This window comes from Citrobacter sp. Cb031 (assembly GCF_030336725.1).
Taxonomy (GTDB): Bacteria; Pseudomonadota; Gammaproteobacteria; order Enterobacterales; family Enterobacteriaceae; genus Citrobacter; species Citrobacter braakii.
The window spans coordinates 60,967-84,570 of sequence record NZ_JAOWDA010000008.1 but is presented as its reverse complement, the minus strand read 5'-3'; the positions used below and the strand labels follow the sequence as shown (position 1 = coordinate 84,570).

Genomic DNA, 23,604 nt, shown 5'->3' with positions numbered 1-23,604 from the left:
GAAATGAGGGCGTTACGGGATCAACAAACTCGACCCCTGTGTGGCCCGGCTTTCCAGCACTTCATGAGCACGCTGCGCGTCGTGCAGTGCGAACGTCTGGCCCGGTGCGACATCCACTTTGATCACTCCGCTGGCAATCAGCGAGAAAAGCTCATTGCTGGCTTCGGTTAATTCATGGTGGTTGGTGATGTAACCCTGGAGTGAAGGGCGAGTCACGTACAGCGAACCTTTCTGATTCAGAATGCCTAAGTTAACGCCAGTCACCGGTCCGGAAGCATTACCAAAGCTGACCATGAGCCCCCGGCGCTGCAGGCAATCCAGTGAGGCTTCCCAGGTATCTTTCCCCACCGAGTCATACACCACCCGCACTTTTTTACCGCCAGTGATCTCTTTTACACGTTCTACAATGCTCTCTTCACGATAGTTAATGACCTGCCATGCGCCGGCCTGCAGCGCAATTTGCGCTTTTTGCGCATTACCGACGGTGCCAATCAGCTTCGCACCCAATGCTTTTGCCCACTGGCAGGCAATCATACCGACGCCGCCTGCTGCCGCATGGAACAAAAATGGTTCATCGGGCTGAATTTCATAGGTCTTACGCAACAGATAAAAAACGGTGAGCCCTTTAAGAAATGAGGCTGCAGCTTGTTCAAACGAGATAGCGTTGGGCAAAATAGCGGTTTTATCAGCCGGGACGTTATGCACTGAGCTGTAGGCGCCCAGGGGAGACTGAGCGTAAACCACGCGATCGCCGGCTTTAATGTGCGTCACTTTGCTACCGACTTTACTGACCACGCCTGCGGCTTCGGTACCCAGGCCGCTGGGCAGAGAAGGCGGTGGATAAAGACCACTGCGGATATAGGTGTCGATATAGTTGATCCCAATCGCTTTGTTCTCGACCTGGATTTCATTTTCCGCCGGGTCTACAGGCGTAAACTCCACTGCCTTGAGTACATCAGGGCCACCATGCTTGTGAAATTCAATACGTGTTGCCATGCTTCCTCCAAAAGAAATGTGGTAATCTTTCGACCCAATCATTATCTCGGTAACTCCATTCACTATGGCAGGAAATAAACCCTTCAACAAACAACAGACTGATGCTCGTGAGCGCGATCCCCAGGTCGCCGGGCTGAAAGTACCGCCGCACTCGATTGAAGCGGAACAGTCGGTGTTGGGCGGTTTAATGCTGGATAACGAACGCTGGGACGATGTGGCCGAGCGTGTGGTGGCGGAAGATTTTTATACCCGACCGCACCGGCACATCTTCACCGAAATGCATCGCCTGCAGGAGATGGGAAAACCCATCGATCTGATCACGCTTGCAGAATCGCTGGAAGTTCAGGGGCAACTGGACAGCGTCGGCGGTTTTGCTTACCTGGCTGAGTTATCTAAAAATACGCCAAGTGCAGCGAACATTAGTGCCTATGCGGATATTGTCCGCGAACGTGCCGTTGTTCGTGACATGATTTCGGTGGCGAACGAGATCGCGGAAGCTGGGTTTGATCCGCAAGGCCGTTCCAGTGAAGATCTGCTGGACCTCGCGGAATCCCGCGTCTTTAAAATTGCTGAAAGTCGCGCCAATAAAGACGAAGGTCCGAAAAATATTACCGATGTGCTCGACGCTACCGTCGCGCGTATCGAACAGCTGTTCCAGCAGCCCCACGATGGTGTCACCGGGGTCAACACCGGTTATGACGACCTCAATAAAAAGACTGCTGGTTTGCAGCCGTCAGACTTAATTATCGTCGCCGCGCGTCCGTCGATGGGTAAAACGACATTTGCAATGAACCTCGTCGAAAATGCGGCGATGTTGCAAGATAAGCCGGTTCTTATCTTCAGTCTTGAAATGCCCTCAGAACAGATCATGATGCGTTCCCTGGCCTCACTCTCACGTGTAGACCAAACCAAAATCCGTACCGGTCAACTGGATGATGAAGACTGGGCGCGAATTTCCGGAACAATGGGTATTTTGCTGGAGAAACGAAACATCTATATTGATGACTCCTCCGGCCTGACGCCAACGGAAGTGCGCTCACGTGCCCGTCGTATCGCCCGCGAACACGGTGGTATCGGACTTATCATGATCGACTACCTGCAGCTGATGCGCGTGCCGTCGCTCTCCGACAACCGTACGCTGGAAATTGCTGAAATTTCCCGCTCGCTGAAAGCGTTAGCGAAAGAACTGCATGTGCCGGTGGTGGCGCTGTCGCAGCTTAACCGCTCTCTGGAACAACGCGCCGATAAGCGTCCGGTCAACTCGGATCTGCGTGAGTCCGGCTCCATCGAGCAGGATGCCGACTTAATCATGTTTATCTATCGTGATGAGGTTTATCACGAAAACAGCGACTTGAAAGGCATCGCCGAGATCATTATCGGTAAACAGCGTAACGGCCCGATCGGTACGGTGCGCCTGACGTTTAACGGTCAGTGGTCGCGCTTCGATAACTATGCTGGCCCGCAGTACGACGACGAATAACAACACTGAATCAGGTTACTCAAGCAAATACTTATCAAGGAATACAAATGCAAGCGGCAACTGTAGTCATTAACCGCCGCGCTCTGCGACACAACCTGCAACGTCTGCGTGAACTGGCTCCAGCCAGTAAACTGGTTGCGGTCGTGAAAGCGAACGCTTACGGCCATGGTCTGTTAGAGACCGCGCGAACGCTCCCCGATGCGGACGCTTTTGGTGTCGCTCGTCTTGAAGAAGCCCTGCGGTTGCGAGCGGGAGGGATCACGCAGCCCATCCTGCTGCTGGAAGGATTTTTTGATGCTTCCGATCTGCCGACTATCTCCGCGCAGCGTCTGCATACTGCCGTCCACAACCAGGAGCAGCTTGAAGCTCTGGAAGCCGCGGTACTGGCTGAACCGGTCACCGTCTGGATGAAGCTCGACACGGGAATGCACCGCCTGGGCGTGCGTCCGGAGCAGGCCGAGGCGTTTTATCAGCGCTTGACGCAATGCGAAAACGTGCGCCAGCCGGTCAATATCGTCAGCCACTTTGCGCGCGCGGACGAGCCTGAGTGTGGTGCGACCGAAAAGCAGCTCGATATCTTCAATAGCTTTTGCGCAGGTAAACCGGGTCAGCGTTCGATCGCCGCGTCGGGAGGTATTCTGCTGTGGCCGCAGTCTCACTTCGACTGGGCGCGTCCGGGGCTGATTCTGTATGGCGTATCGCCGTTGGAAAACCACTCTATCGGTGCCGATTTTGGCTGCCAGCCGGTGATGTCGCTCACTTCCAGCCTGATTGCGGTGCGTGAACACAAAGCGGGCGAGCCGGTTGGCTATGGTGGAACCTGGCTGAGCGAGCGTGACACGCGTCTTGGCGTAGTGGCGATGGGCTATGGCGATGGTTATCCGCGCGCAGCGCCGTCTGGGACACCGGTACTGGTCAATGGCCGTGAAGTGCCGATCGTCGGTCGCGTCGCGATGGATATGATTTGCGTCGATTTAGGTCCCGAGGCGCAGGATAAAGCCGGCGATTCGGTTATCCTGTGGGGTGAAGGCCTGCCCGTTGAACGCATTGCTGAAATGACGAAAGTAAGTGCTTACGAACTTATCACGCGCCTGACCTCAAGGGTGGCAATGAAGTACATCGATTAAGTTCATGATGTGCCGGACAAGGCGGTTACGCCGCCATCCGGCAATATTCCTCTCAACATCCTCTCGATCTTCTCCCGCTTCCGGTTTATTGTGTTCTTAACCCCTGCCTGTAAACCTGGAGAACCACACGTGTTTCAAAAAGTTGACGCCTACGCCGGCGACCCGATTTTATCGCTCATGGAGCGTTTCAAAGACGATTCACGTAGCGACAAAGTGAACCTCAGCATCGGTCTGTACTACAACGAAGACGGCATTATTCCTCAGCTTAAAGCGGTGGCAGAAGCGGAAGCCCGACTAAATGCTAAACCGCATGGCGCTTCGCTGTATCTGCCGATGGAAGGTCTGAACACTTATCGCCATACTATTGCGCCGCTGCTGTTTGGCGCAGAGCATCCGGTTCTCCAGCAGCAGCGCGTCGCAACGATTCAGACGCTGGGCGGCTCCGGTGCGCTAAAGGTTGGCGCAGACTTCCTGAAACGCTATTTCCCTGATTCTGGCGTGTGGGTCAGCGATCCGACCTGGGAAAACCACATCGCGATTTTTGAAGGTGCTGGGTTCGAAGTAAGTACTTACCCCTGGTATGACGACACCACCAATGGCGTGCGTTTCAACGACCTGCTGGCCACGCTGAACACCTTACCGGCGCGCAGCATCGTACTGCTGCATCCGTGCTGCCATAACCCGACGGGTGCGGATTTAACCCCCGCGCAATGGGATGGTGTCATTGAGATCCTGAAAGCTCGCGATCTGATCCCGTTCCTGGATATTGCTTACCAGGGTTTCGGCGGTGGAATGGAAGACGATGCCTATGCGATCCGCGCCATTGCCAGCGCCGGATTGCCTGCACTGGTCAGCAACTCATTCTCGAAGATTTTCTCTTTGTACGGCGAGCGTGTCGGCGGACTTTCAGTGGTCTGTGAAGACGCTGATGCCGCCAGCCGCGTTCTGGGGCAGCTAAAAGCGACGGTGCGTCGTAACTATTCCAGCCCGCCAAACTTTGGTGCGCAGGTCGTGGCCGCAGTGTTGGGTGATGACGCGCTGAAAGCCAGCTGGCTGGCGGAAGTCGAAGAGATGCGTACCCGTATTCTGGCGATGCGCCAGGCGCTGGTTAACGTATTGAATGCGGAGATCCCTGGTCGTAACTTTGATTACCTGCTGCAACAGCGCGGGATGTTCAGCTATACCGGGCTCAGCGCTGCTCAGGTCGATCGCCTGCGCGATGAGTTCGGTGTGTACCTGATAGCCAGCGGTCGTATGTGCGTGGCCGGGTTGAATCACGGTAACGTGCAGCGGGTGGCGAAGGCATTTGCCGCCGTCATGTAACCGGGTTTTTAGGCCTGATAAGCGTCGCGCCATCAGGCATTGTATTGCCGGATAGAGGTGTAATCACCTTATCCGGCCTACTTTCTTTCACCGTGCTATTGGTCTGTTTTCCAATGTGATCATGCTCTTTTTCCAGGACAAAACCAGAGAAAATCCTTCCTTTCCCTCCCCCTAAGGGGTAAGGTCAGATAGTTTTTTGACCAGTTGTTAATAAAAAAATGATAACTAACTGACTACTTAGGGAAAAATATGCGCAAGTTTACGTTGGCACTGAGTGCCGTTTGTTTATTGTTCACGCTAAATCAGCCGGCCCAGGCGTTAGTTTCCTCTCCCTCTCAGCTTAATCCAGGCACCAACGTTGCAAAACTCGCTGAGCAGGCACCCATTCACTGGGTCTCCGTGGCACAAATTGAAAACAGCCTGACCGGACGCCCGCCGATGGCCGTCGGGTTTGATATCGATGACACCGTCCTCTTTTCCAGCCCAGGCTTCTGGCGCGGAAAAAAAACGTATTCTCCGGACAGTGAGGATTACCTGAAAAACCCGGCCTTCTGGGAAAAAATGAACAATGGCTGGGACGAATTCAGCATTCCGAAAGAAGTGGCGCGTCAGTTGATTGATATGCATGTGCGTCGCGGCGACAGCATCTTTTTCGTAACCGGGCGTAGCCAGACGAAGACCGAAACGGTGTCGAAAACGCTGTCCGATAACTTTCACATCCCGGCCGGCAATATGAACCCGGTCATTTTTGCCGGTGATAAGCCGGGCCAGAATACGAAAACGCAGTGGCTGCAGGATAAAAATATCCGCATGTTCTACGGCGACTCTGATAATGACATTACCGCCGCCCGAGATGTGGGTATTCGCGGTATTCGTATTTTACGCGCTTCTAACTCCACTTATAAACCGTTACCACAGGCCGGCGCGTTTGGTGAAGAGGTGATCGTCAACTCGGAGTATTGAGGATGTTGCTTGCGGTTGTTGTTTTTTTAAACAAATTTGCGTTACCTGCTTTTACCTTTTGCGGACTTGCTGCACACTGAATAAAAGATGTTCTCATTAGGCAATATGCTGGTAAGGGGAATTAAGATGACAAATTCGGAGTTGCTGCAATACTGCATGGCAAAAATGGGCGCCGAGCAGAGCGTACACAGTGACTGGAAGGCCACACAAATCAAAGTCGAAGATGTGCTTTTTGCCATGGTAAAAGAGGTGGAAGAACGCCCGGCGGTGTCACTGAAAACCAGCCCGGAACTGGCAGAGTTGTTACGTCAGCAGCATAGCGATGTACGGCCAAGCCGGCATCTCAATAAGGCGCACTGGAGTACGGTGTATCTGGACGGCTCGCTGCCGGATTCGCAAATCTACTACCTGGTAGACGCCTCTTATCAGCAGGCCGTAAACACGCTGCCGGAAGATAAACGCCGGATACTGGCGCAGTCCTGATCTGTTTTCCGCAATGAGGCGCCAGCGCCTTATCCGGCCTACAAGCAATTATGCATATTTTGTAGGCCTGATAAGCGTAGCGCCATCGGCATGATTACAACAGTGGTTTGAGGAAACGGGCCGTGTGTGAGGCTTCACACTCAGCGACCGTTTCTGGTGTGCCTGAAACCAGAATTTCCCCGCCGCCGCTGCCGCCTTCCGGACCGAGATCGACAATCCAGTCAGCGGTTTTTATCACGTCCAGATTGTGCTCAATCACTACGATGGTGTTGCCCTGATCCCGGAGTTGATGCAGCACGTCCAGCAGTTGCTGAATATCCGCAAAATGCAGACCGGTGGTCGGTTCGTCGAGAATATACAGCGTTTGACCGGTACCGCGTTTGGACAGTTCACGCGCCAGCTTCACGCGCTGCGCTTCACCGCCCGAGAGCGTGGTGGCGGACTGACCCAGTCGAATGTACGTCAGACCCACGTCCATCAGCGTTTGCAGCTTACGCGCCAGCGCCGGAACGGCATCGAAGAACTCACGCGCTTCTTCAATCGTCATATCCAGCACTTCGTGGATAGTCTTGCCCTTGTACTTAATCTCCAGTGTTTCGCGGTTATAGCGCTTGCCTTTACACTGATCGCACGGCACGTAGATATCCGGCAGGAAGTGCATTTCGACTTTGATCACGCCGTCGCCCTGACAAGCTTCACAGCGTCCGCCGCGGACGTTAAAGCTGAAACGACCCGGAGTATAACCGCGCGCACGCGACTCCGGCACGCCGGCAAACAGTTCGCGCACTGGCGTAAACACGCCGGTGTAGGTTGCCGGGTTAGAGCGCGGCGTACGGCCAATCGGGCTTTGGTCAATGTCGATCACTTTGTCGAAATGTTCCAGGCCCTGAACATCACGATATGGCGCGGGTTCAGCCAGCGTGGCGCCGTTCAGCGCCGTCTGTGCAATCGGGAACAGCGTGTCGTTAATCAGCGTCGATTTACCCGAACCGGAAACACCGGTAATGCAGGTAAATAAACCAACCGGCAGCGTCAGGGTGACATCTTTCAGGTTGTTACCGCGCGCGCCGGTCAGCTTCAACACTTTTTCCGGGTCTGCCGCCACGCGCTGTTTCGGCACTTCAATCTTGCGCTTACCGCTCATGTACTGGCCGGTCAGCGACTCAGGCACGGCCATGATATCTTTTAGCGTACCTTCGGCAACCACCTGGCCGCCGTGAACGCCCGCGCCAGGGCCAATGTCGATAACGTGGTCAGCGGCGCGAATCGCGTCTTCATCGTGCTCAACCACAATGACGGTATTGCCCAGATTACGCAGGTGGATAAGCGTACCCAACAGACGCTCGTTATCGCGCTGATGCAGACCGATAGACGGTTCATCCAGCACGTACATTACGCCGACCAGACCTGCGCCGATCTGGCTTGCCAGACGAATACGCTGGGCTTCGCCGCCGGAGAGCGTTTCTGCTGAACGCGACAGCGTCAGATAGTTGAGGCCGACGTTGACCAGGAACTTCAGACGATCGCCAATCTCTTTGAGAATTTTCTCTGCAATCTTCGCTCGCTGACCCGCAAGCTTCAGGTTGTTGAAGAAATCCATGGCGTGACCGATGCTCATGTCGGAAATCGCGGGCAGCGGCGTATTTTCGACAAATACGTGGCGGGCTTCCCGGCGTAAACGCGTCCCCTCACAGCTGGCGCACGGTCGGTTGCTAATGAACTTGGCTAATTCTTCACGTACCGCGCTGGATTCCGTCTCTTTATAACGGCGCTCCATATTGTGCAATACGCCTTCGAACGGATGGCGGCGTACGGACGTATCGCCGCGATCGTTCATGTATTTAAATTCGATATTCTCTTTACCGGAACCGTACAGCACCACTTTATGCACGGCAGGGTTCAGGCTGGCCCATGGGGCTTCGACGTCGAATTTATAGTGTTCCGCCAGTGACTTAAGCATCTGGAAGTAATAGAAGTTACGGCGATCCCAGCCGCGGATAGCACCACCGGCCAGCGACAGTTCCGGATTTTGGATCACCCGGTCAGGATCGAAATACTGCTGCACGCCGAGACCGTCACAGGTCGGGCATGCACCCGCTGGGTTATTGAACGAGAACAGACGTGGTTCCAGCTCGCGCATGCTGTAGCCGCAGATCGGACAGGCGAAGTTGGCGGAGAACAGCAACTCTTCCGCTTTCGGATCGTCCATATCGGCGACCACCGCCGTACCACCGGACAGTTCCAGCGCGGTTTCAAAGGATTCAGCCAGTCGCTGGGTGAGATCGTCGCGTACTTTAAAGCGGTCAATCACCACTTCAATAGTGTGTTTCTTTTGCAGTTCAAGCTTGGGCGGATCGGAAAGGTCGCACACTTCACCGTCGATACGGGCGCGGATATAACCCTGGCCTGCCAGGTTTTCCAGCGTTTTAGTATGCTCGCCTTTACGCTCTTTAATCACCGGCGCCAGCAGCATCAGACGTTTGCCTTCCGGCTGCGACAGAACGTTGTCCACCATCTGGCTAACGGTCTGGGCCGCCAGGGGAACATCGTGATCCGGGCAGCGCGGTTCGCCAACGCGGGCAAACAGCAGACGCAGATAGTCGTGAATTTCGGTAATCGTACCTACCGTGGATCGCGGGTTGTGGGATGTCGATTTTTGTTCAATTGAGATGGCGGGAGACAGCCCCTCAATGTGGTCGACATCCGGCTTTTCCATCAGCGACAGAAACTGACGCGCGTACGCGGAAAGGGATTCAACGTAACGACGCTGCCCTTCGGCATACAAGGTGTCGAAAGCGAGCGAAGATTTGCCTGAGCCCGAAAGCCCGGTGACGACAATCAGCTTGTCGCGCGGGATGACGAGGTTGATGTTTTTGAGATTATGGGTGCGGGCGCCCCGAACTTCGATCTTATCCATTCATCTTTCCCGGATTAAACGCTTTTTTGCCTGGCTGCATGGTGCTACCGGCGATCACAAACGGTTAATTATGACACAACCTGACCTGAATGGATATACAGTATTGGAATGCAAAACGCAGATGCCTGTGCAACAATGTCTGTCTGGGGTTGTTTACTGGAATCGATCTCGCAACGTAGTAAAAGCGCTATTGGAAATGCTACAATCCCGCGCTTACACTTATTCAGTAACGTTTTTCAGGAGACACAATCATGGCCAGCAGAGGCGTAAACAAGGTGATTCTCGTCGGTAATCTGGGCCAGGACCCGGAAGTACGCTATATGCCGAATGGTGGCGCAGTTGCCAACATTACGCTGGCTACTTCCGAATCCTGGCGTGATAAAGCGACCGGCGAAATGAAAGAGCAGACTGAATGGCACCGTGTGGTGCTGTTCGGCAAACTGGCGGAAGTTGCCAGCGAATATCTGCGTAAAGGTTCCCAGGTCTATATCGAAGGTCAGCTGCGTACCCGTAAATGGACCGATCAATCCGGCGTAGAAAAGTACACCACTGAAGTTGTGGTTAACGTTGGCGGCACCATGCAAATGCTGGGCGGTCGTCAGGGTGGTGGGGCTCCGGCAGGTGGCGGCCAGCAGCAGGGTGGTTGGGGTCAGCCTCAGCAGCCGCAAGGTGGCAATCAGTTCAGCGGCGGCGCGCAGTCTCGCCCGCAGCAGCAGTCGGCTCCGGCAGCGCCGTCTAATGAGCCGCCGATGGATTTCGACGACGATATTCCGTTCTAATCCTTCTGCTTTTCGCTGAAAATTATGGCTACCTCAGGACTGGGGTAGCCATATGCAATTCTGTTATCAGTTCAACACCATCGGCCAGTCTGGCGGTGTATGACTCATCACTTCAACCATTACGGTTTCAATGTTCTTCCAGATTGCGGACATATCCACCAGGGTTATGCCGAGTAATCCGGTCGCAAACCAGCAGGCAAAAACCAGCCCTAAACCGCTGCTAATGACGGCCAGGCCAATATAATCTGATTTACGAAAACGGATATTAAGCGTACTGGCTAAAAACATCAGCACTGCACTGAGTAATTGCCACCGCAGAAGAACCACGCCAGTTGTTATCGTTGCCATGAAAAACGTCCTCAGAAAGTCTGGATGCCCAGGACAGCGCGGGGGTGTTCACCGAGGGTGTAGTACTCTGGCTATCGACGGGCAATAACATGAATGAAACATCGTTTCTGTTACATTATTTTTGTGAACTATATCACACTTGCTCGTTTGTTCACCAGTGTTGGGCGTATTTTTTGCAGGATGATAACCATGTTAAATATGTGGTTATATTCAAGGAAGCAATGATACTAAATAATCAATCTTAAAGATGCATTTTTGTTACCTGTTTTATTTATCCTAAATTCATCGTTAAAAAAATCTAATGAATTTCTTAAATAAAGCCAGGATAGTGCTTATAAAAAATTACTCCTTGGGGATAATAACGTTATGAAATAAGCATAACTTTAAGTTTGCCTTACGGAAAAATAATATCATCATCAACTATTATCAGACTTTTACATAGAGAAGTCTGTTGCTAATACTGATAGATTCATGCAACTTAATCAGTCGGTGTTTATAGCATCTTGCCTTAATGGGTTCTGGCATATACGAAACAGGGAAACAGGGCTGACATGAATCACAGTGCGCGACGCAAGATACTGAAGTTCCTCGGAACATTCATGGTGGTATTGCTCCCCGTGGTGCTGGCGTTATGGTTTGCTCAAATCCGGGCAATGTCCGAAACCCGTAATCAACTTCGCTCTTTTGCGCAACTGGTGTTAAATAAAACTGAATTGGTGATCCAACAAGCCGATTTAGCGCGAGATATGGCCCTGTTGTATCAAGGTAAGATGTGTACCCCGGCACATCAGAAAAATATGCTAGATATTATTCGTGGTCGTTTATATATCAGCGAGCTAATTTATGCGCAGGGCGATCATTTTTTGTGCTCTACGTCGATGGCGCCGCCAGTCGCCTATATTATGCCGACCGCCGACTATAAACGTACGCCGGACATCTCCATTTATTACTATCGCGATACCCCCTTTTTCGCTGGCTACAGAATGACGTATATGCAACGTGGAAACTACGTTGTCGTCATCAACCCATTATCTTACAGCGAAGTTATGTCAGATGACCCGGACCTGTCCTGGGGCGTGTATGACACGGTAACGGGTACTTTTTTCTCTGCCAGCGAAGGGGCGCATATTGCGCAGTTATTGCCGTTGGTGCACGGTGAAGCCTCAACCTTCCAGTTGGACGATCGCTTCTACACCAAAGTGCATTCAGAAAAACGCCCGATTGCGATTATTGTGTCGACCTCGGATAAACGCATACATTCGATTTTCTATCATGAGGCTGCGTTAACGATTCCTTTCGGGATTATCTGCAGCATCCTGATGCTGTTAATGTGGTGGCGCACGCGTCAGGAATACTTATCTCCCCGCCGCTTGTTAAAACGCGCAATCAAAAAACGTCAACTGTGTCTGCACTACCAGCCGATCATTGATATCGAAAACGGTCAGTGCGTAGGGGCTGAGGCTCTGCTGCGCTGGCCGGGCTGTGATGGTGAAGTAATGAGCCCAACCGAGTTTATTCCGCTGGCTGAAAAAGAGGGAATGATTGAGCGGATCACGGATTACGTGATTGAAGAGGTATTCAACGATTTAGGATATTTTCTTTCGGCGCATCCTCAGCTTTATATCTCGATAAACCTCTCTGCTTCTGACTTTCATTCATCCCGACTTATTGCCCTGATTACCGACAAAAACCGTGAGTACTCTGTGGCGGCCCAGCAAATTAAAGTCGAGGTGACGGAACGCGGGTTTATTGATGTAGATAAAATGACCGCGGTAATCCAGGCGTTTCGTCAGGCGGGTTATGAAGTGGCGTTTGATGATTTTGGGACGGGATATTCCAATCTACACAATTTATCCGCGTTGAATATCGATATCCTGAAGATCGACAAATCATTTATTAGTACGTTGTCCACCAACAGCACCAGTCACCTGATTGCCGAACATATCATCGAAATGGCGCAAAGCTTACACCTGAAGATGATTGCGGAAGGGGTAGAGACGGTTGAGCAAATCGAGTGGCTGCGCGAACGTGGCGTACAGTATTGTCAGGGCTGGTATTTTGCGAAGGCGCTGCCGCCACAGGAGTTCATGCACTGGATACAACGGTCGCCCGCCATACTGACGCAGAGCGGGCAATAATCTTACAGGCGGTGGCGGTAATCGCTGGGGGTACGATCAAACTCGCGGCGAAACACGCGTGAGAAGGTTTGTTGTGATACGTAACCAAGATCCATCGCGATATCGAAAATAGGTCGCTCGGTCGTCCGCAGTTCAACAGCAGCCAGCAGGAGTCGACGCTGGCGGATATAGTCACCCAACGTCTGGCGCATCACCGTGCGGAACATTCTCTGTAAATACCACTTCGAGTAACCTGATTTTTTCGCCACCGCCTCAATGTTCAGCGGCTGATCGATATGGTCGTCAATCCATTCAATAAGGGTCTGAATAATCTGCTGATGGGACATAGGGCTGCCTCTTTTTCAGTATTCGATTCGTCGTTTTGTCTGTGGGCGAGTATAATTCCTCAAGTTAACTTGAGGTAAAGCGATTTATGGAAAAGAAATTACCCCGAATAAAAGCGCTGCTCACGCCAGGTGAAGTCGCAAAGCGTAGCGGCGTAGCGGTATCAACCCTGCATTTCTATGAAAGCAAAGGGTTAATCAGCAGTATGCGCAACAGCGGCAATCAGCGCCGATACAGACGTGATGTGTTGCGTTATGTGGCGATTATCAAGATTGCTCAACGCATCGGGATCCCGTTGGCAACGATCGGTGATGCGCTCGGCGTATTACCTGAAGGACATTCGCTCAGTGCTAAAGAGTGGAAGCAGCTCTCTTCGCAATGGCGTGAAGAGCTGGATCGACGCATTCATACTTTAGTGGCGCTACGCGATGAACTGGATGGGTGTATTGGTTGCGGTTGTTTGTCGCGCAGCGATTGCCCGTTGCGTAACCCAGGCGATCAGCTTGGCGAGAAGGGGACCGGGGCGCGTCTGCTGGAAGATGATTGATGTGAAATATCTGATGGATTGACGGATACAAAACTAAAGCGCCACAGAGGGCGCTTTAGTTTGGTTCCGGTCTTTGTCTTTCACTCTATCCCGCTGGTTCACGGGAGGGTTTCCCCCGACATCAACACCCCTCAGTCGAGCACATTAGGTGAGGTTCCGGTCTGTGTTGATAATGTAATTGTAAGCCACCTCTCTCCATTTACCAGTGAAATGGTGATTTTTTAGCCAAAAAATTTTCCGCATCTTCACCGGTTTTCTTGCGCAAGTTTGCGTGAAAAAGCCACACCGATGTTGTAATAACTCCGCAAAATTTGTTGCGAGACTGCGCATTGACGATAACGTTTGCGCATCGACTGATTATTTATTGCGCGTTATAAGAAGAAATGAGTAAAAAGCGGCAAAGTTCAGTTGAAAACCAGCGTATGATCGCTGGATAATCGTTTGCTTTTTTTACCACCCGTTTTTTATGCGCGGAGCTAAACGTTTGCTTTTTTGCGACACCCCTATTGACGCAAACCTGGCACATGGAGAAAACGTTTAGCAGGCAGTGGATTGTCCAGCACGCATAATGACGAAAAAATAAACTCTCAGGGGATGTTTTCTATGTCTACGCCTTCAGCGCGTACCGGCGGTTCACTCGACGCCTGGTTTAAAATTTCGCTCCGCGGCAGTACCGTTCGTCAGGAAGTCGTTGCCGGATTAACGACGTTCCTGGCCATGGTCTACTCCGTTATCGTGGTTCCGGGGATGCTGGGTAAAGCCGGATTCCCGCCTGCCGCTGTATTTGTGGCAACCTGTCTGGTCGCGGGCGTCGGTTCTATTGTGATGGGCCTGTGGGCAAACCTGCCGCTGGCGATTGGCTGCGCCATTTCTTTGACGGCGTTTACCGCGTTCAGCCTGGTACTGGGACAACATATCAGCGTGCCTGTTGCGTTGGGTGCGGTGTTCCTGATGGGTGTCCTGTTTACCATCATTTCCGCGACCGGTATTCGTAGCTGGATCCTGCGCAATCTACCGCAGGGTGTTGCGCACGGTACGGGGATTGGAATCGGCCTGTTCCTGCTGCTGATTGCGGCAAACGGCGTGGGTCTGGTTATTAAAAACCCGCTGGACGGCCTGCCGGTTGCGCTGGGCGATTTCGATACCTTCCCGGTGATTATGTCGCTGGTAGGTCTGGCGGTGATTATTGGCCTCGAAAAACTGAAAGTACCTGGCGGTATCCTGCTGACTATTATCGGTATTTCCGTAGTGGGTTTGATTTTCGACCCGGCCGTACATTTCTCCGGTATTTTTGCCATGCCGTCTCTGAGCGACGAAAACGGTAACTCGCTGATCGGTAGCCTGGATATTATGGGCGCACTAAACCCGATCGTACTGCCGAGCGTGCTGGCGCTGGTCATGACCGCTGTCTTCGATGCGACCGGAACCATCCGTGCGGTAGCCGGACAGGCGAATCTGCTGGATAAAGACGGACAGATTATTGACGGCGGCAAAGCGCTGACCACCGACTCCCTGAGCAGCGTGTTCTCTGGCCTGGTGGGCGCTGCACCGGCGGCGGTTTATATTGAATCCGCAGCGGGTACGGCGGCAGGCGGCAAAACCGGCCTGACGGCGATCACCGTTGGCGTACTGTTCCTGCTGATCCTGTTCCTCTCTCCGCTCTCTTATCTTGTACCAGTATATGCAACGGCACCTGCGCTGATGTATGTGGGCCTGCTGATGTTGAGCAACGTAGCGAAAATCGACTTTGCTGACTTTGTCGACGCTATGGCGGGGCTGGTAACGGCCGTATTTATCGTGCTGACCTGTAACATCGTGACCGGCATTATGATTGGCTTTGCTACCCTGGTGATTGGCCGTATCGTCTCTGGCGAATGGCGCAAACTGAACATCGGCACAGTGGTCATCGCCATCGCGCTGGTGGCCTTCTACGCTGGTGGTTGGGCTATCTAATCCTCATTTGATGAAGATTCTGAAAACGGGTGGCTTTGGCCGCCCGTTTTTATTTTCACAACACTCTCGTTGTCTTTTGCGTTACTCTCAAGTAGATAGAATTGAGGCACGACGCCTCTCATCACTGATCATAAGAAACATCGCAAACAGGGAACGCATGGAAATCTTTTTCACCATACTCATCATGACCCTTGTGGTCTCGCTGTCGGGGGTTTTTACTCGCGTATTGCCATTCCAACTCCCTTTACCCCTTATGCAGATCGCCATCGGCGCCTTGCTGGCGTGGCCGACGTTTGGTTTGCATGTGGAATTCGATCCTGAGCTTTTTCTGGTTCTGTTCATCCCGCCGCTGCTTTTCGCCGATGGCTGGAAGACGCCAACCCGTGAGTTTCTGGAGCACGGGCGAGAGATCTTCGGCCTTGCGCTGGCGCTGGTTCTGGTCACGGTGGTCGGGATTGGCTTTATGATTTACTGGCTGGTGCCGGGGATCCCTCTCATCCCAGCCTTTGCGTTGGCCGCTGTCCTGTCGCCAACCGATGCCGTGGCCCTTTCCGGCATAGTGGGGGAGGGACGCATACCGAAGAAAATCATGGGTATCCTGCAGGGCGAAGCGTTGATGAACGACGCCTCCGGTCTGGTATCACTGAAATTTGCCGTCGCCGTGGCGATGGGCACGATGGTGTTTACGGTTGGTGGCGCAACGCTTGAGTTCTTCAAGGTAGCGATTGGCGGTATCCTGGCCGGTTTTGTCGTCAGTTGGCTGTACGGGCGCTCCCTGCGTTTTCTCAGCCGCTGGGGGGGTGATGAACCGGCAACGCAAATCGTTCTGCTGTTCCTGCTGCCGTTTGCGTCTTACCTGATTGCGGAACACATCGGTGTTTCCGGCATCCTCGCGGCGGTCGCAGCCGGGATGACGATTACCCGTTCCGGGGTAATGCGCCGGGCACCGCTGGCGATGCGTTTACGTGCTAACAGCACCTGGGCAATGCTGGAGTTTGTGTTTAACGGCATGGTTTTCTTGCTGTTAGGACTGCAGTTGCCGGGGATTCTGGAGTCTTCTTTGGCGGCGGCAGAAGCCGACCCGAATGTTGAAATCTGGATGCTGTTTACCGATATCGTGCTGATTTACGTGGCGCTGATGCTGGTACGTTTTGGCTGGCTGTGGACGATGAAGAAGTTTAGCCTGCGCTTTCTGAAGAAAAAGCCGATGGAGTTTGGTTCCTGGACGACGCGTGAAATCATGATCGCCTCCTTTGCGGGCGTGCGTGGGGCCATTACTCTCGCCGGTGTGCTCTCTATTCCGCTGCTGTTACCGGATGGTAGCGGCTTCCCGGCGCGATATGAGCTGATCTTCCTTGCCGCGGGCGTGATTCTGTTCTCGCTGTTTGTTGGCGTGGTGATGCTGCCGCTTCTGCTGCAACACCTGGAAGTGGCAGACCACTCGCAGCAGCAGAAAGAGGAACGAATTGCCCGCGCTGCCACGGCGGAAGTGGCGATTGTCGCCATCCAGAAAATGGAGGAGCGTCTGGCCGCAGACACCGAAGAGAACATCGACAATCAGTTGCTCACCGAGGTAAGTTCACGCGTCATCGGTAATCTGCGTCGACGCGCCGACGGACGCAACGACGTAGAAAGCTCGATGCAGGAAGAAAACCTCGAGCGGCGTTTCCGTCTGGCGGCCCTGCGTTCCGAGCGCGCGGAACTTTATCACCTGCGCGCCACGCGGGAAATCAGCAATGAGACGCTGCAAAAACTGCTGCACGATCTGGATTTGCTGGAAGCGCTGTTGATCGAGAACGAATAAACGGTTGTGCCTGATGGCGCTACGCTTATCAGGCCTACGGAATCCAATTGTAGGTCTGATAAGCGTTAAGCCGCATCCGGCATGTTACGACTCTTGCGTTAGCCAGAACCCTTCACAGCATTTGAGCCACGCCTGGGCGCTGTGCGACAGATACACCCCTTCGCGCCAAATCATGCCCAACTGCCAGCGTAAATCACTCTCCAAAGGGATCCAGCGCAGCGTCTGCTTATCCAATCGCTGGCAAATCGGCTCCGGTAAAATGGCGATCCCGACTCCGGCTTGCACCATCGCCGCCAGAAAATCCCACTGCCCACTGCGTACCGCGATGCGGGGTTTGACGTTGTGCTGGTTAAACAGCTCAAGCAACTGACGGCTCAACGCGAAATCTTCGTTATAGATAAGCAGGGGATGCACCGCTAACGCCTCGGGGGAAATGGATTCACACGTTGTCCACTGACCGGAGCGGGGGACCAGCACACAGAGCGGATGGCTAAAAAGCGGTAAGGTCGCCAGGCCGCTCTCTTCTTCAACCGGCAGCGCGGTCATCGCGACATCCAGATCGCCATTCATCACCGCCTGCTGGACGGTTAAGCCTCCAAATTCAGACACCTTCAGCTCCACGCCGGGATAGCGCTGGCGAAACAGGCTGATAGGCCCGGCCATCAACATACCGACCATGGGCGGGATGCCGAGGCGCAGCACTCCCTTGTTGAGGTGATTAATGTCGCTGAGTTCTGCTTCGAGCTGGCGAAACTCGGCGAGGATCGCCAGGCCGCGTTCGAAAACAACCTGTCCGGTGTCGGTTAACAGCAGTCGCCGACCGTCGCGGATTAACAGCGTGCAGTTAAGCTCGTCTTCAAGGTTTTTCAACATCTTGCTGATGGTGGGCTGGGTGACAAAAAGCTTCTCCGCTGCGCGGGTAAAGCTCTGCTGACGAACCACCTCAACAAAATAGCGCAGCGTTCTGATATCCATGATTATTCCTTAAGACTATGCCTGCAATGAGTTTAATTCATTTCAGTCCTGGACGGGGGCTCTCTATACTGGCGCTCTCTATTTTTTAAGGACATACCCTCATGGCTGTGGCGATAAGCCGCGTGACGCCTGCCGTTATTCATCGACTCCAGATCCCCGTTCAGGTTCTGTTGTACGCAGGTCTATTTGTATTTGCTCAATATCTTGTCTCCTGGCTGCATCTGCCGCTTCCTGCCAACCTGGTTGGGATGGTGCTGATGTTGGCGCTGATTGTCTGCCGGGTTATCCCGCTGAACTGGATTCGCGCAGGCGCTCGCTGGTTACTGGCTGAAATGTTGCTGTTTTTTGTTCCGGCGGTGGTGGCTGTCGTCAACTATACGCAGCTGTTGTTGGTCGATGGTTGGCGCATATTTGCCGTCATTGCGCTAAGTACGTTGATGGTGCTTGGCGCAACGGCGTGGGTCGTGGATAAAGTGTATCGCTATGAAATGAGCAGGCTAAACCGTGAGTAATTTCCAGCTAAGCGTGCTGTGTCTGGTGATTACGCTGGGCATCTATTTTGCCAACAAGCGCCTGTATCGCCGTTTTCGTAAATTACCGCTGATGCCGTTAGTGTTCACTCCGGCGCTGCTGGTCCTGATGCTGGTCTTCGGGCATATCTCCTGGCAAAACTATATTGGTGAATCGCACTGGTTGCTGTGGCTGTTAGGCCCTGCGACCATCGCTTTTGCCGTTCCGGTTTATGACAACCTTGCCGTGATTAAGCGGCACTGGATGTCACTGACGGCGGGCGTGGTGACGGCAACGCTGGTGGCCGTTACCAGTTCCGTGTGGCTGGCGCGTCTGTGTATGTTGCCTGATGAAATCCAGCGTAGCCTGGCGGTGCGCTCCGTCACCACGCCGTTTGCGCTGGCAGCAGCAGAGCCGTTGGGTGGGCAACCAGACCTGGTGGCATTGTTCGTGGTAGTGACCGGTGTATTTGGTATGGCGGTTGGCGATGTACTGTTTTTACGGCTTTCTATTCGGGAAGGGATGGCGAAAGGCGCAGGATTTGGCGCAGCCTCGCATGGTGCGGGCACGGCGCGCTCTTATGAGCTCGGCCAGCAGGAGGGCGTGGTCGCCAGCCTGGTGATGATGCTTTCCGGCGTGGTGATGGTGCTGGTGGCACCGCTGGTCGCGATGGTGATGTTCTGAAAAAATGCCCCGGTCGTTCAGACCGGGGATGAGTAGGTGTGGTTAGTGCGCGCGACCTTGTTCTACGCCGTACCCGGTCTGGGAACGGATGAACTGAGCACGGAACTGCTCGCGTTCGCGATTACCTTCTTCTGAGTTATCGGTAGCAGAGAAGAACCAGATCCCGAGGAACGCTACGCTGATGGAGAACAGCGCCGGATATTCATACGGGAAAATGGCTTTTTCGTGACCAAGGATCTGGACCCAAATCGTCGGGCCAAGCACCATCAGCACCACCGCCGTCAGCAGACCTAACCAGCCGCCCAACATCGCGCCACGCGTGGTCAGTCTTGACCAGTACATGGAGAGCAGAATGATCGGGAAGTTGCAGCTGGCTGCGATAGCAAACGCCAGACCTACCATGAAGGCGATATTCTGGTTCTCAAACAGCACGCCGAGCAGGATGGCAATCACGCCCAGCACCAGTACGGTGATTTTCGACACCTTCAGCTCTTCACGTTCGGTTGCGCCTTTACGGAACACGTTGGCATACAGGTCGTGAGAAACGGCCGATGCGCCCGCCAGCGTCAGGCCTGCAACCACCGCCAGGATGGTGGCAAACGCCACGGCTGAGATGAAGCCCAGGAACAGGTTGCCGCCCACTGCATTCGCCAGGTGAACCGCCGCCATGTTGTTACCGCCGATCAGCGCGCCAGCAGCGTCTTTATACGCCGGGTTAGCGCCCACCAGCATGATCGCGCCAAAGCCGATGATAAAGGTCAGGATGTAGAAATAACCCATAAAACCTGTGGCATAGAACACGCTCTTACGCGCTTCGCGGGCATCGCTGACCGTGAAGAAGCGCATCAGGATGTGCGGCAAGCCTGCCGTACCAAACATCAGGCCGAGACCTAACGACAGGGCGGAGATCGGATCTTTTACCAGTCCGCCCGGGCTCATAATGGCTGAACCTTTCGGGTGTACCGCCATTGCTTCGGTGAACAGGTTGTTGAAGCTAAAGCCGACGTGCTTCATCACCATAAAGGCCATAAAGCTGGCACCGAACAGCAGCAGAACGGCTTTGATGATTTGTACCCAGGTGGTCGCCAGCATGCCGCCAAACAGGACGTACATCATCATCAGCACGCCAACCAGTACGACGGCGATGTGATAGTTCAGACCAAACAGCAGCTCAATCAGCTTACCTGCGCCGACCATCTGGGCGATCAGATACAGCGCGACCACCACCAAAGAACCACAGGCCGACAGAATACGGATTGGTCCTTGCTTCAGACGATAAGAAGCAACATCTGCAAAGGTGTAACGACCCAGGTTACGCAGACGCTCCGCAATCAGGAACAGGATAATTGGCCAGCCGACCAGGAAGCCGAGTGAATAGATCAGCCCGTCATAACCGGAGGTAAACACCAGCGCGGAAATCCCGAGAAACGATGCCGCCGACATATAGTCGCCCGCAATCGCCAGCCCGTTCTGGAAACCAGTGATGTTACCGCCGGCGGTGTAGTAGTCATTACGCGAACGTACGCGCTTAGACGCCCAGTAAGTAATACCGAGCGTAAAGATGACGAAAATCAGGAACATGACAATCGCCTGCCAGTTGGTTGGCTGGCGTTGGACTGCACCGCTAATAGCATCCGCCGCGTTTGCGGCGAAGGGCAGCGTGGCGGCAAGCGCCGTCAGGACTCTCTTCATGATGCTTTAACCTCGTGCAGAACCGCATTGTTCAGGCGGTCGAATTCACCGTTTGCCCGCCAGATATAGATCCCGGTCAGGATGAAGGAGATGAGGATCACACCGACCCCAATCGGAATACCCCGGGTGACGCTGGTTCCCGCGTGTAGCGGCGTACCCAGCCAGCCAGGCGCAAAGGCAATCAGTAAAATAAAGCTGATGTAAACTGCCAGCATGATGATGGACAGAATGGTGGCAAACCGTTGCCTTTTTTCAACTAACTCCCTGAAACGCGCACTGTCTTCTATCCGCTGATAAATAGAGTCATTCATCACAGAGTTCTCCAGAGGCCCCCTTCGTCTTTCACGTTGCAAGTGTGTTGGCCGCACTCGCCCACCTCAGTCACATAGTGAACTATGCTCCTGGGGATGCGCTCGCTTGCCGCCTTCCTGCAACGCGAAATCCTTTGGGGTGGGTTATTATATTTTCCCTCCCGGTCAGGGGAGGGGTAGGGGTAGGATTTGTAGGCCCGATAAGCCGCGCACCATCGGGCATTTCACGGTTGTGGTTATGATGGCATCGCGATGGCCTGCTTCTCTTCGAGCAGTTTCTCTACCACGCCAGGATCGGCGAGGGTCGAGGTATCGCCCAGATTGCTGGTATCGCCCGCCGCGATTTTACGCAGAATACGGCGCATGATTTTGCCGGAGCGGGTTTTCGGCAGTGAGTCGGTCCAGTGCAGCACGTCTGGCGTTGCCAGCGGACCAATTTCTTTACGTACCCAGTTGCGCACCTCGGCGTACAGCTCAGGTGATGGCTCTTCGCCGTGATTCAGCGTGACGTAGGCGTAGATCGCCTGGCCTTTAATATTATGCGGAATACCCACCACCGCGGCCTCGGCAATCTTCGGATGCGACACCAGCGCCGATTCGATTTCTGCCGTTCCCAGACGGTGGCCAGAGACGTTCAGCACATCGTCCACACGACCGGTGATCCAGTAATAGTCATCTTCGTCACGACGCGCGCCGTCGCCGCTGAAGTACATATTCTTGAAGGTAGAAAAGTAGGTCTGCTCAAAGCGTTCGTGATCGCCAAACAGCGTTCTCGCCTGGCCCGGCCACGAGTCGGTAATCACCAGGTTGCCTTCGGTCGCGCCTTCCAGCGGATTACCCTCGTTATCGACAATCGCAGGCTGTACGCCAAAGAACGGACGGGTTGCGGAACCCGCTTTCAACTCGGTGGCGCCCGGCAGCGGGGTGATCATGAATCCACCGGTTTCGGTCTGCCACCAGGTATCGACGACCGGGCATTTTTCGTTGCCGATCTTCTTCCAGTACCACTCCCATGCTTCCGGGTTAATCGGCTCGCCAACGGAACCCAGGATACGCAGCGAGGAGCGGTCAGTGCCTTCAATCGCTTTATCACCTTCTGCCATCAGGGCGCGGATGGCGGTCGGCGCGGTATACAGAATATTGACCTGGTGCTTGTCCACAACCTGCGACATACGCGCCGGGGTTGGCCAGTTTGGCACGCCTTCGAACATCAGCGTGGTTGCGCCGCAGGCCAACGGACCATACAGCAGGTAGCTGTGCCCGGTTACCCAACCCACGTCAGCGGTACACCAATAAATATCGCCCTGATGGTAGTCAAACACGTACTTAAAGGTGGTTGCGGCGTAGACCAGATATCCGCCGGTGGTATGCAGTACGCCTTTTGGCTTGCCGGTTGAACCGGAGGTATAGAGGATAAACAGCGGATCTTCCGCGTTCATTTCTTCTGGCTGATGTTCTGGGCTGGCTTTCTCGATAAGATCGGACCACCACAGGTCACGGCCTTCCTGCCATTCCGTTTTTCCACCGGTACGTTTGAGGACGACCACATGTTCCACTGTTTTCACGTTCGGGTTTTTCAGCGCATCATCGACGTTCTTTTTCAGCGGGATAGCGCGGCCGGCGCGCACGCCTTCGTCGGCGGTGATCACCAGACGTGAATTGGAGTCGATGATACGTCCGGCGACCGCCTCTGGTGAAAAACCACCGAAGATGACCGAATGCACCGCGCCAATGCGGGCGCAAGCCAGCATAGCAACCGCCGCTTCCGGCACCATCGGCATATAAATGGCCACTACGTCGCCTTTTTTAATGCCTAAATCCAGTAGCGTATTGGCGAAACGGCAAACATCGCGATGCAGTTCGCGATAAGTAATGTTTTTGCTTTGGGTGGCGTCATCGCCTTCCCAGATGATGGCGGTGCGATCGCCATTTGCCTGTAAATGACGGTCAAGGCAGTTTGCGGCCAGGTTCAGGGTGCCGTCTTCGTACCATTTAATCGACACGTTGCCCGGTGCGAAGGAGGTGTTCTTCACCTGGCTGTACGGCTTGATCCAATCAAGTATCTTTCCCTGCTCGCCCCAAAATGTGTCGGGTTCGTTAACGGATTGCTGGTATTTCTCTTCGTACTGCTCCGGGTTTATCAGGCAACGATCCGCAATGTTTGCGGGAATAGCGTGTTTATGTATTTGGCTCATGGCTTTTGTTCTCCTTGTAGGATGTTAATAATATGTCTCATAAACGTTAAATGTA

The 23,604-nt window shown here is 53.7% G+C and carries 20 protein-coding genes; 12 read left to right on the top strand and 8 right to left on the bottom strand.

The features are described 5' to 3' along the window. Nucleotides 1–12: 12 nt before the first annotated feature. Nucleotides 13–996, bottom strand: coding sequence for a quinone oxidoreductase (locus OGV93_RS01040; protein ID WP_016155445.1), 984 nt, complete (start codon nucleotides 994–996; stop codon nucleotides 13–15). Nucleotides 997–1,060: 64 nt separating this feature from the next. Between OGV93_RS01040 and dnaB the strand changes: the two genes are divergently transcribed. From dnaB to OGV93_RS01015, 5 genes are all read left to right on the top strand, one after another. Then, nucleotides 1,061–2,476 carry a replicative DNA helicase gene (dnaB, locus tag OGV93_RS01035; protein ID WP_003826610.1) on the top strand — a complete coding sequence of 472 codons (1,416 nt, stop codon included), beginning with the start codon at nucleotides 1,061–1,063 and terminating at the stop codon, nucleotides 2,474–2,476. A gap of 47 nt (nucleotides 2,477–2,523) precedes the next feature. Then, nucleotides 2,524–3,603 carry an alanine racemase gene (alr, locus tag OGV93_RS01030; RefSeq protein ID WP_016155354.1) on the top strand — a complete coding sequence of 360 codons (1,080 nt, stop codon included), beginning with the start codon at nucleotides 2,524–2,526 and terminating at the stop codon, nucleotides 3,601–3,603. Between the two features lie 129 nt (nucleotides 3,604–3,732). After that, nucleotides 3,733–4,926 carry an aromatic amino acid transaminase gene (gene tyrB / locus OGV93_RS01025; RefSeq protein WP_181633015.1) on the top strand — a complete coding sequence of 398 codons (1,194 nt, stop codon included), beginning with the start codon at nucleotides 3,733–3,735 and terminating at the stop codon, nucleotides 4,924–4,926. Between the two features lie 249 nt (nucleotides 4,927–5,175). After that, nucleotides 5,176–5,889 carry an acid phosphatase AphA gene (gene aphA / locus OGV93_RS01020; protein WP_003826615.1) on the top strand — a complete coding sequence of 238 codons (714 nt, stop codon included), beginning with the start codon at nucleotides 5,176–5,178 and terminating at the stop codon, nucleotides 5,887–5,889. A gap of 126 nt (nucleotides 5,890–6,015) precedes the next feature. Then, complete coding sequence (locus OGV93_RS01015; RefSeq protein ID WP_016155357.1) at nucleotides 6,016–6,372, top strand: MmcQ/YjbR family DNA-binding protein; 357 nt, start codon at nucleotides 6,016–6,018, stop codon at nucleotides 6,370–6,372. Nucleotides 6,373–6,466: 94 nt separating this feature from the next. Here OGV93_RS01015 and uvrA read toward each other — a convergent pair whose 3' ends face one another. Continuing rightward, on the bottom strand, nucleotides 6,467–9,289 hold the full coding sequence (uvrA, locus tag OGV93_RS01010; RefSeq protein ID WP_016155358.1) for an excinuclease ABC subunit UvrA: 2,823 nt from the start codon (nucleotides 9,287–9,289) through the stop codon (nucleotides 6,467–6,469). Between the two features lie 251 nt (nucleotides 9,290–9,540). Here uvrA and ssb1 point away from each other — a divergent pair, with 251 nt between their 5' ends. Further along, nucleotides 9,541–10,068: a single-stranded DNA-binding protein SSB1 gene (gene ssb1 / locus OGV93_RS01005; RefSeq protein WP_016155359.1), complete on the top strand. Its 528-nt coding sequence runs from the start codon at nucleotides 9,541–9,543 to the stop codon at nucleotides 10,066–10,068. A 66-nt stretch (nucleotides 10,069–10,134) separates the two neighbouring features. On the opposite strand, the gene OGV93_RS01000 is transcribed toward ssb1, so the two are convergent. Beyond that, a complete protein-coding gene (locus tag OGV93_RS01000; RefSeq protein WP_016155360.1) occupies nucleotides 10,135–10,416 on the bottom strand; it encodes a YjcB family protein in 282 nt (93 codons plus the stop codon). Nucleotides 10,417–10,967: 551 nt separating this feature from the next. On the opposite strand from OGV93_RS01000, the gene pdeC reads away from it, so the two are divergent. Further along, nucleotides 10,968–12,554: a cyclic di-3',5'-guanosine monophosphate phosphodiesterase PdeC gene (gene pdeC / locus OGV93_RS00995; RefSeq protein ID WP_016155361.1), complete on the top strand. Its 1,587-nt coding sequence runs from the start codon at nucleotides 10,968–10,970 to the stop codon at nucleotides 12,552–12,554. Nucleotides 12,555–12,556: 2 nt separating this feature from the next. Here pdeC and soxS read toward each other — a convergent pair whose 3' ends face one another. After that, nucleotides 12,557–12,880, bottom strand: a complete 324-nt coding sequence (soxS, locus tag OGV93_RS00990) for a superoxide response transcriptional regulator SoxS (RefSeq protein WP_016155362.1) — start codon at nucleotides 12,878–12,880, stop codon at nucleotides 12,557–12,559. 86 nt (nucleotides 12,881–12,966) lie between these two features. Between soxS and soxR the strand changes: the two genes are divergently transcribed. From soxR to OGV93_RS00975, 3 genes are all read left to right on the top strand, one after another. Then, nucleotides 12,967–13,425, top strand: coding sequence for a redox-sensitive transcriptional activator SoxR (gene soxR / locus OGV93_RS00985; RefSeq protein ID WP_016155363.1), 459 nt, complete (start codon nucleotides 12,967–12,969; stop codon nucleotides 13,423–13,425). Between the two features lie 603 nt (nucleotides 13,426–14,028). Next, nucleotides 14,029–15,378, top strand: a complete 1,350-nt coding sequence (ghxP, locus tag OGV93_RS00980; protein ID WP_016155449.1) for a guanine/hypoxanthine transporter GhxP — start codon at nucleotides 14,029–14,031, stop codon at nucleotides 15,376–15,378. 157 nt (nucleotides 15,379–15,535) lie between these two features. Beyond that, nucleotides 15,536–17,182 carry a Na+/H+ antiporter gene (locus OGV93_RS00975; RefSeq protein WP_016155450.1) on the top strand — a complete coding sequence of 549 codons (1,647 nt, stop codon included), beginning with the start codon at nucleotides 15,536–15,538 and terminating at the stop codon, nucleotides 17,180–17,182. A gap of 84 nt (nucleotides 17,183–17,266) precedes the next feature. On the opposite strand, the gene OGV93_RS00970 is transcribed toward OGV93_RS00975, so the two are convergent. After that, the gene (locus OGV93_RS00970) at nucleotides 17,267–18,157 is read right to left on the bottom strand and encodes a LysR family transcriptional regulator (RefSeq protein WP_287100591.1); all 891 of its coding nucleotides are present in this window, start codon (nucleotides 18,155–18,157) and stop codon (nucleotides 17,267–17,269) included. Between the two features lie 101 nt (nucleotides 18,158–18,258). Between OGV93_RS00970 and OGV93_RS00965 the strand changes: the two genes are divergently transcribed. Both OGV93_RS00965 and OGV93_RS00960 read left to right on the top strand, forming a co-directional pair. Next, nucleotides 18,259–18,669, top strand: a complete 411-nt coding sequence (locus OGV93_RS00965) for a CidA/LrgA family protein (RefSeq protein ID WP_016155367.1) — start codon at nucleotides 18,259–18,261, stop codon at nucleotides 18,667–18,669. After that, the gene (locus tag OGV93_RS00960; protein WP_287109306.1) at nucleotides 18,662–19,351 is read left to right on the top strand and encodes an LrgB family protein; all 690 of its coding nucleotides are present in this window, start codon (nucleotides 18,662–18,664) and stop codon (nucleotides 19,349–19,351) included. Before OGV93_RS00965 ends, OGV93_RS00960 begins: the two co-directional genes overlap by 8 nt. A gap of 42 nt (nucleotides 19,352–19,393) precedes the next feature. Here OGV93_RS00960 and actP read toward each other — a convergent pair whose 3' ends face one another. The 3 genes from actP to acs all read right to left on the bottom strand — a co-directional run bounded on the left by actP (nucleotide 19,394) and on the right by acs (nucleotide 23,549). Beyond that, the gene (gene actP / locus OGV93_RS00955) at nucleotides 19,394–21,043 is read right to left on the bottom strand and encodes a cation/acetate symporter ActP (protein ID WP_016155369.1); all 1,650 of its coding nucleotides are present in this window, start codon (nucleotides 21,041–21,043) and stop codon (nucleotides 19,394–19,396) included. Then, entirely contained in the window at nucleotides 21,040–21,354 is a 315-nt protein-coding gene (locus tag OGV93_RS00950) for a DUF485 domain-containing protein (protein WP_016155370.1), read from the bottom strand. The genes actP and OGV93_RS00950 overlap by 4 nt, the downstream gene beginning before the upstream one ends. A 236-nt stretch (nucleotides 21,355–21,590) precedes the next feature. Further along, on the bottom strand, nucleotides 21,591–23,549 hold the full coding sequence (gene acs, locus OGV93_RS00945; protein WP_155554062.1) for an acetate--CoA ligase: 1,959 nt from the start codon (nucleotides 23,547–23,549) through the stop codon (nucleotides 21,591–21,593). Nucleotides 23,550–23,604: the final 55 nt, after the last annotated feature.

What these genes read in the sequence shown, in the direction of transcription:
- OGV93_RS00965 (WP_016155367.1), top strand. Translation starts at nt 18,259, where the DNA reads ATGGCTGTGGCGATAAGCCGCGTGACGCCTGCCGTTATTCATCGACTC.
- OGV93_RS00970 (WP_287100591.1), bottom strand. Translation starts at nt 18,157, where the DNA reads ATGGATATCAGAACGCTGCGCTATTTTGTTGAGGTGGTTCGTCAGCAG.
- OGV93_RS01000 (WP_016155360.1), bottom strand. Translation starts at nt 10,416, where the DNA reads ATGGCAACGATAACAACTGGCGTGGTTCTTCTGCGGTGGCAATTACTC.
- OGV93_RS00975 (WP_016155450.1), top strand. Translation starts at nt 15,536, where the DNA reads ATGGAAATCTTTTTCACCATACTCATCATGACCCTTGTGGTCTCGCTG.
- actP (WP_016155369.1), bottom strand. Translation starts at nt 21,043, where the DNA reads ATGAAGAGAGTCCTGACGGCGCTTGCCGCCACGCTGCCCTTCGCCGCA.
- pdeC (WP_016155361.1), top strand. Translation starts at nt 10,968, where the DNA reads ATGAATCACAGTGCGCGACGCAAGATACTGAAGTTCCTCGGAACATTC.
- ssb1 (WP_016155359.1), top strand. Translation starts at nt 9,541, where the DNA reads ATGGCCAGCAGAGGCGTAAACAAGGTGATTCTCGTCGGTAATCTGGGC.
- OGV93_RS00950 (WP_016155370.1), bottom strand. Translation starts at nt 21,354, where the DNA reads ATGAATGACTCTATTTATCAGCGGATAGAAGACAGTGCGCGTTTCAGG.
- soxS (WP_016155362.1), bottom strand. Translation starts at nt 12,880, where the DNA reads ATGTCCCATCAGCAGATTATTCAGACCCTTATTGAATGGATTGACGAC.
- acs (WP_155554062.1), bottom strand. Translation starts at nt 23,549, where the DNA reads ATGAGCCAAATACATAAACACGCTATTCCCGCAAACATTGCGGATCGT.
- ghxP (WP_016155449.1), top strand. Translation starts at nt 14,029, where the DNA reads ATGTCTACGCCTTCAGCGCGTACCGGCGGTTCACTCGACGCCTGGTTT.
- OGV93_RS01040 (WP_016155445.1), bottom strand. Translation starts at nt 996, where the DNA reads ATGGCAACACGTATTGAATTTCACAAGCATGGTGGCCCTGATGTACTC.
- OGV93_RS01015 (WP_016155357.1), top strand. Translation starts at nt 6,016, where the DNA reads ATGACAAATTCGGAGTTGCTGCAATACTGCATGGCAAAAATGGGCGCC.
- aphA (WP_003826615.1), top strand. Translation starts at nt 5,176, where the DNA reads ATGCGCAAGTTTACGTTGGCACTGAGTGCCGTTTGTTTATTGTTCACG.
- uvrA (WP_016155358.1), bottom strand. Translation starts at nt 9,289, where the DNA reads ATGGATAAGATCGAAGTTCGGGGCGCCCGCACCCATAATCTCAAAAAC.
- soxR (WP_016155363.1), top strand. Translation starts at nt 12,967, where the DNA reads ATGGAAAAGAAATTACCCCGAATAAAAGCGCTGCTCACGCCAGGTGAA.
- alr (WP_016155354.1), top strand. Translation starts at nt 2,524, where the DNA reads ATGCAAGCGGCAACTGTAGTCATTAACCGCCGCGCTCTGCGACACAAC.
- dnaB (WP_003826610.1), top strand. Translation starts at nt 1,061, where the DNA reads ATGGCAGGAAATAAACCCTTCAACAAACAACAGACTGATGCTCGTGAG.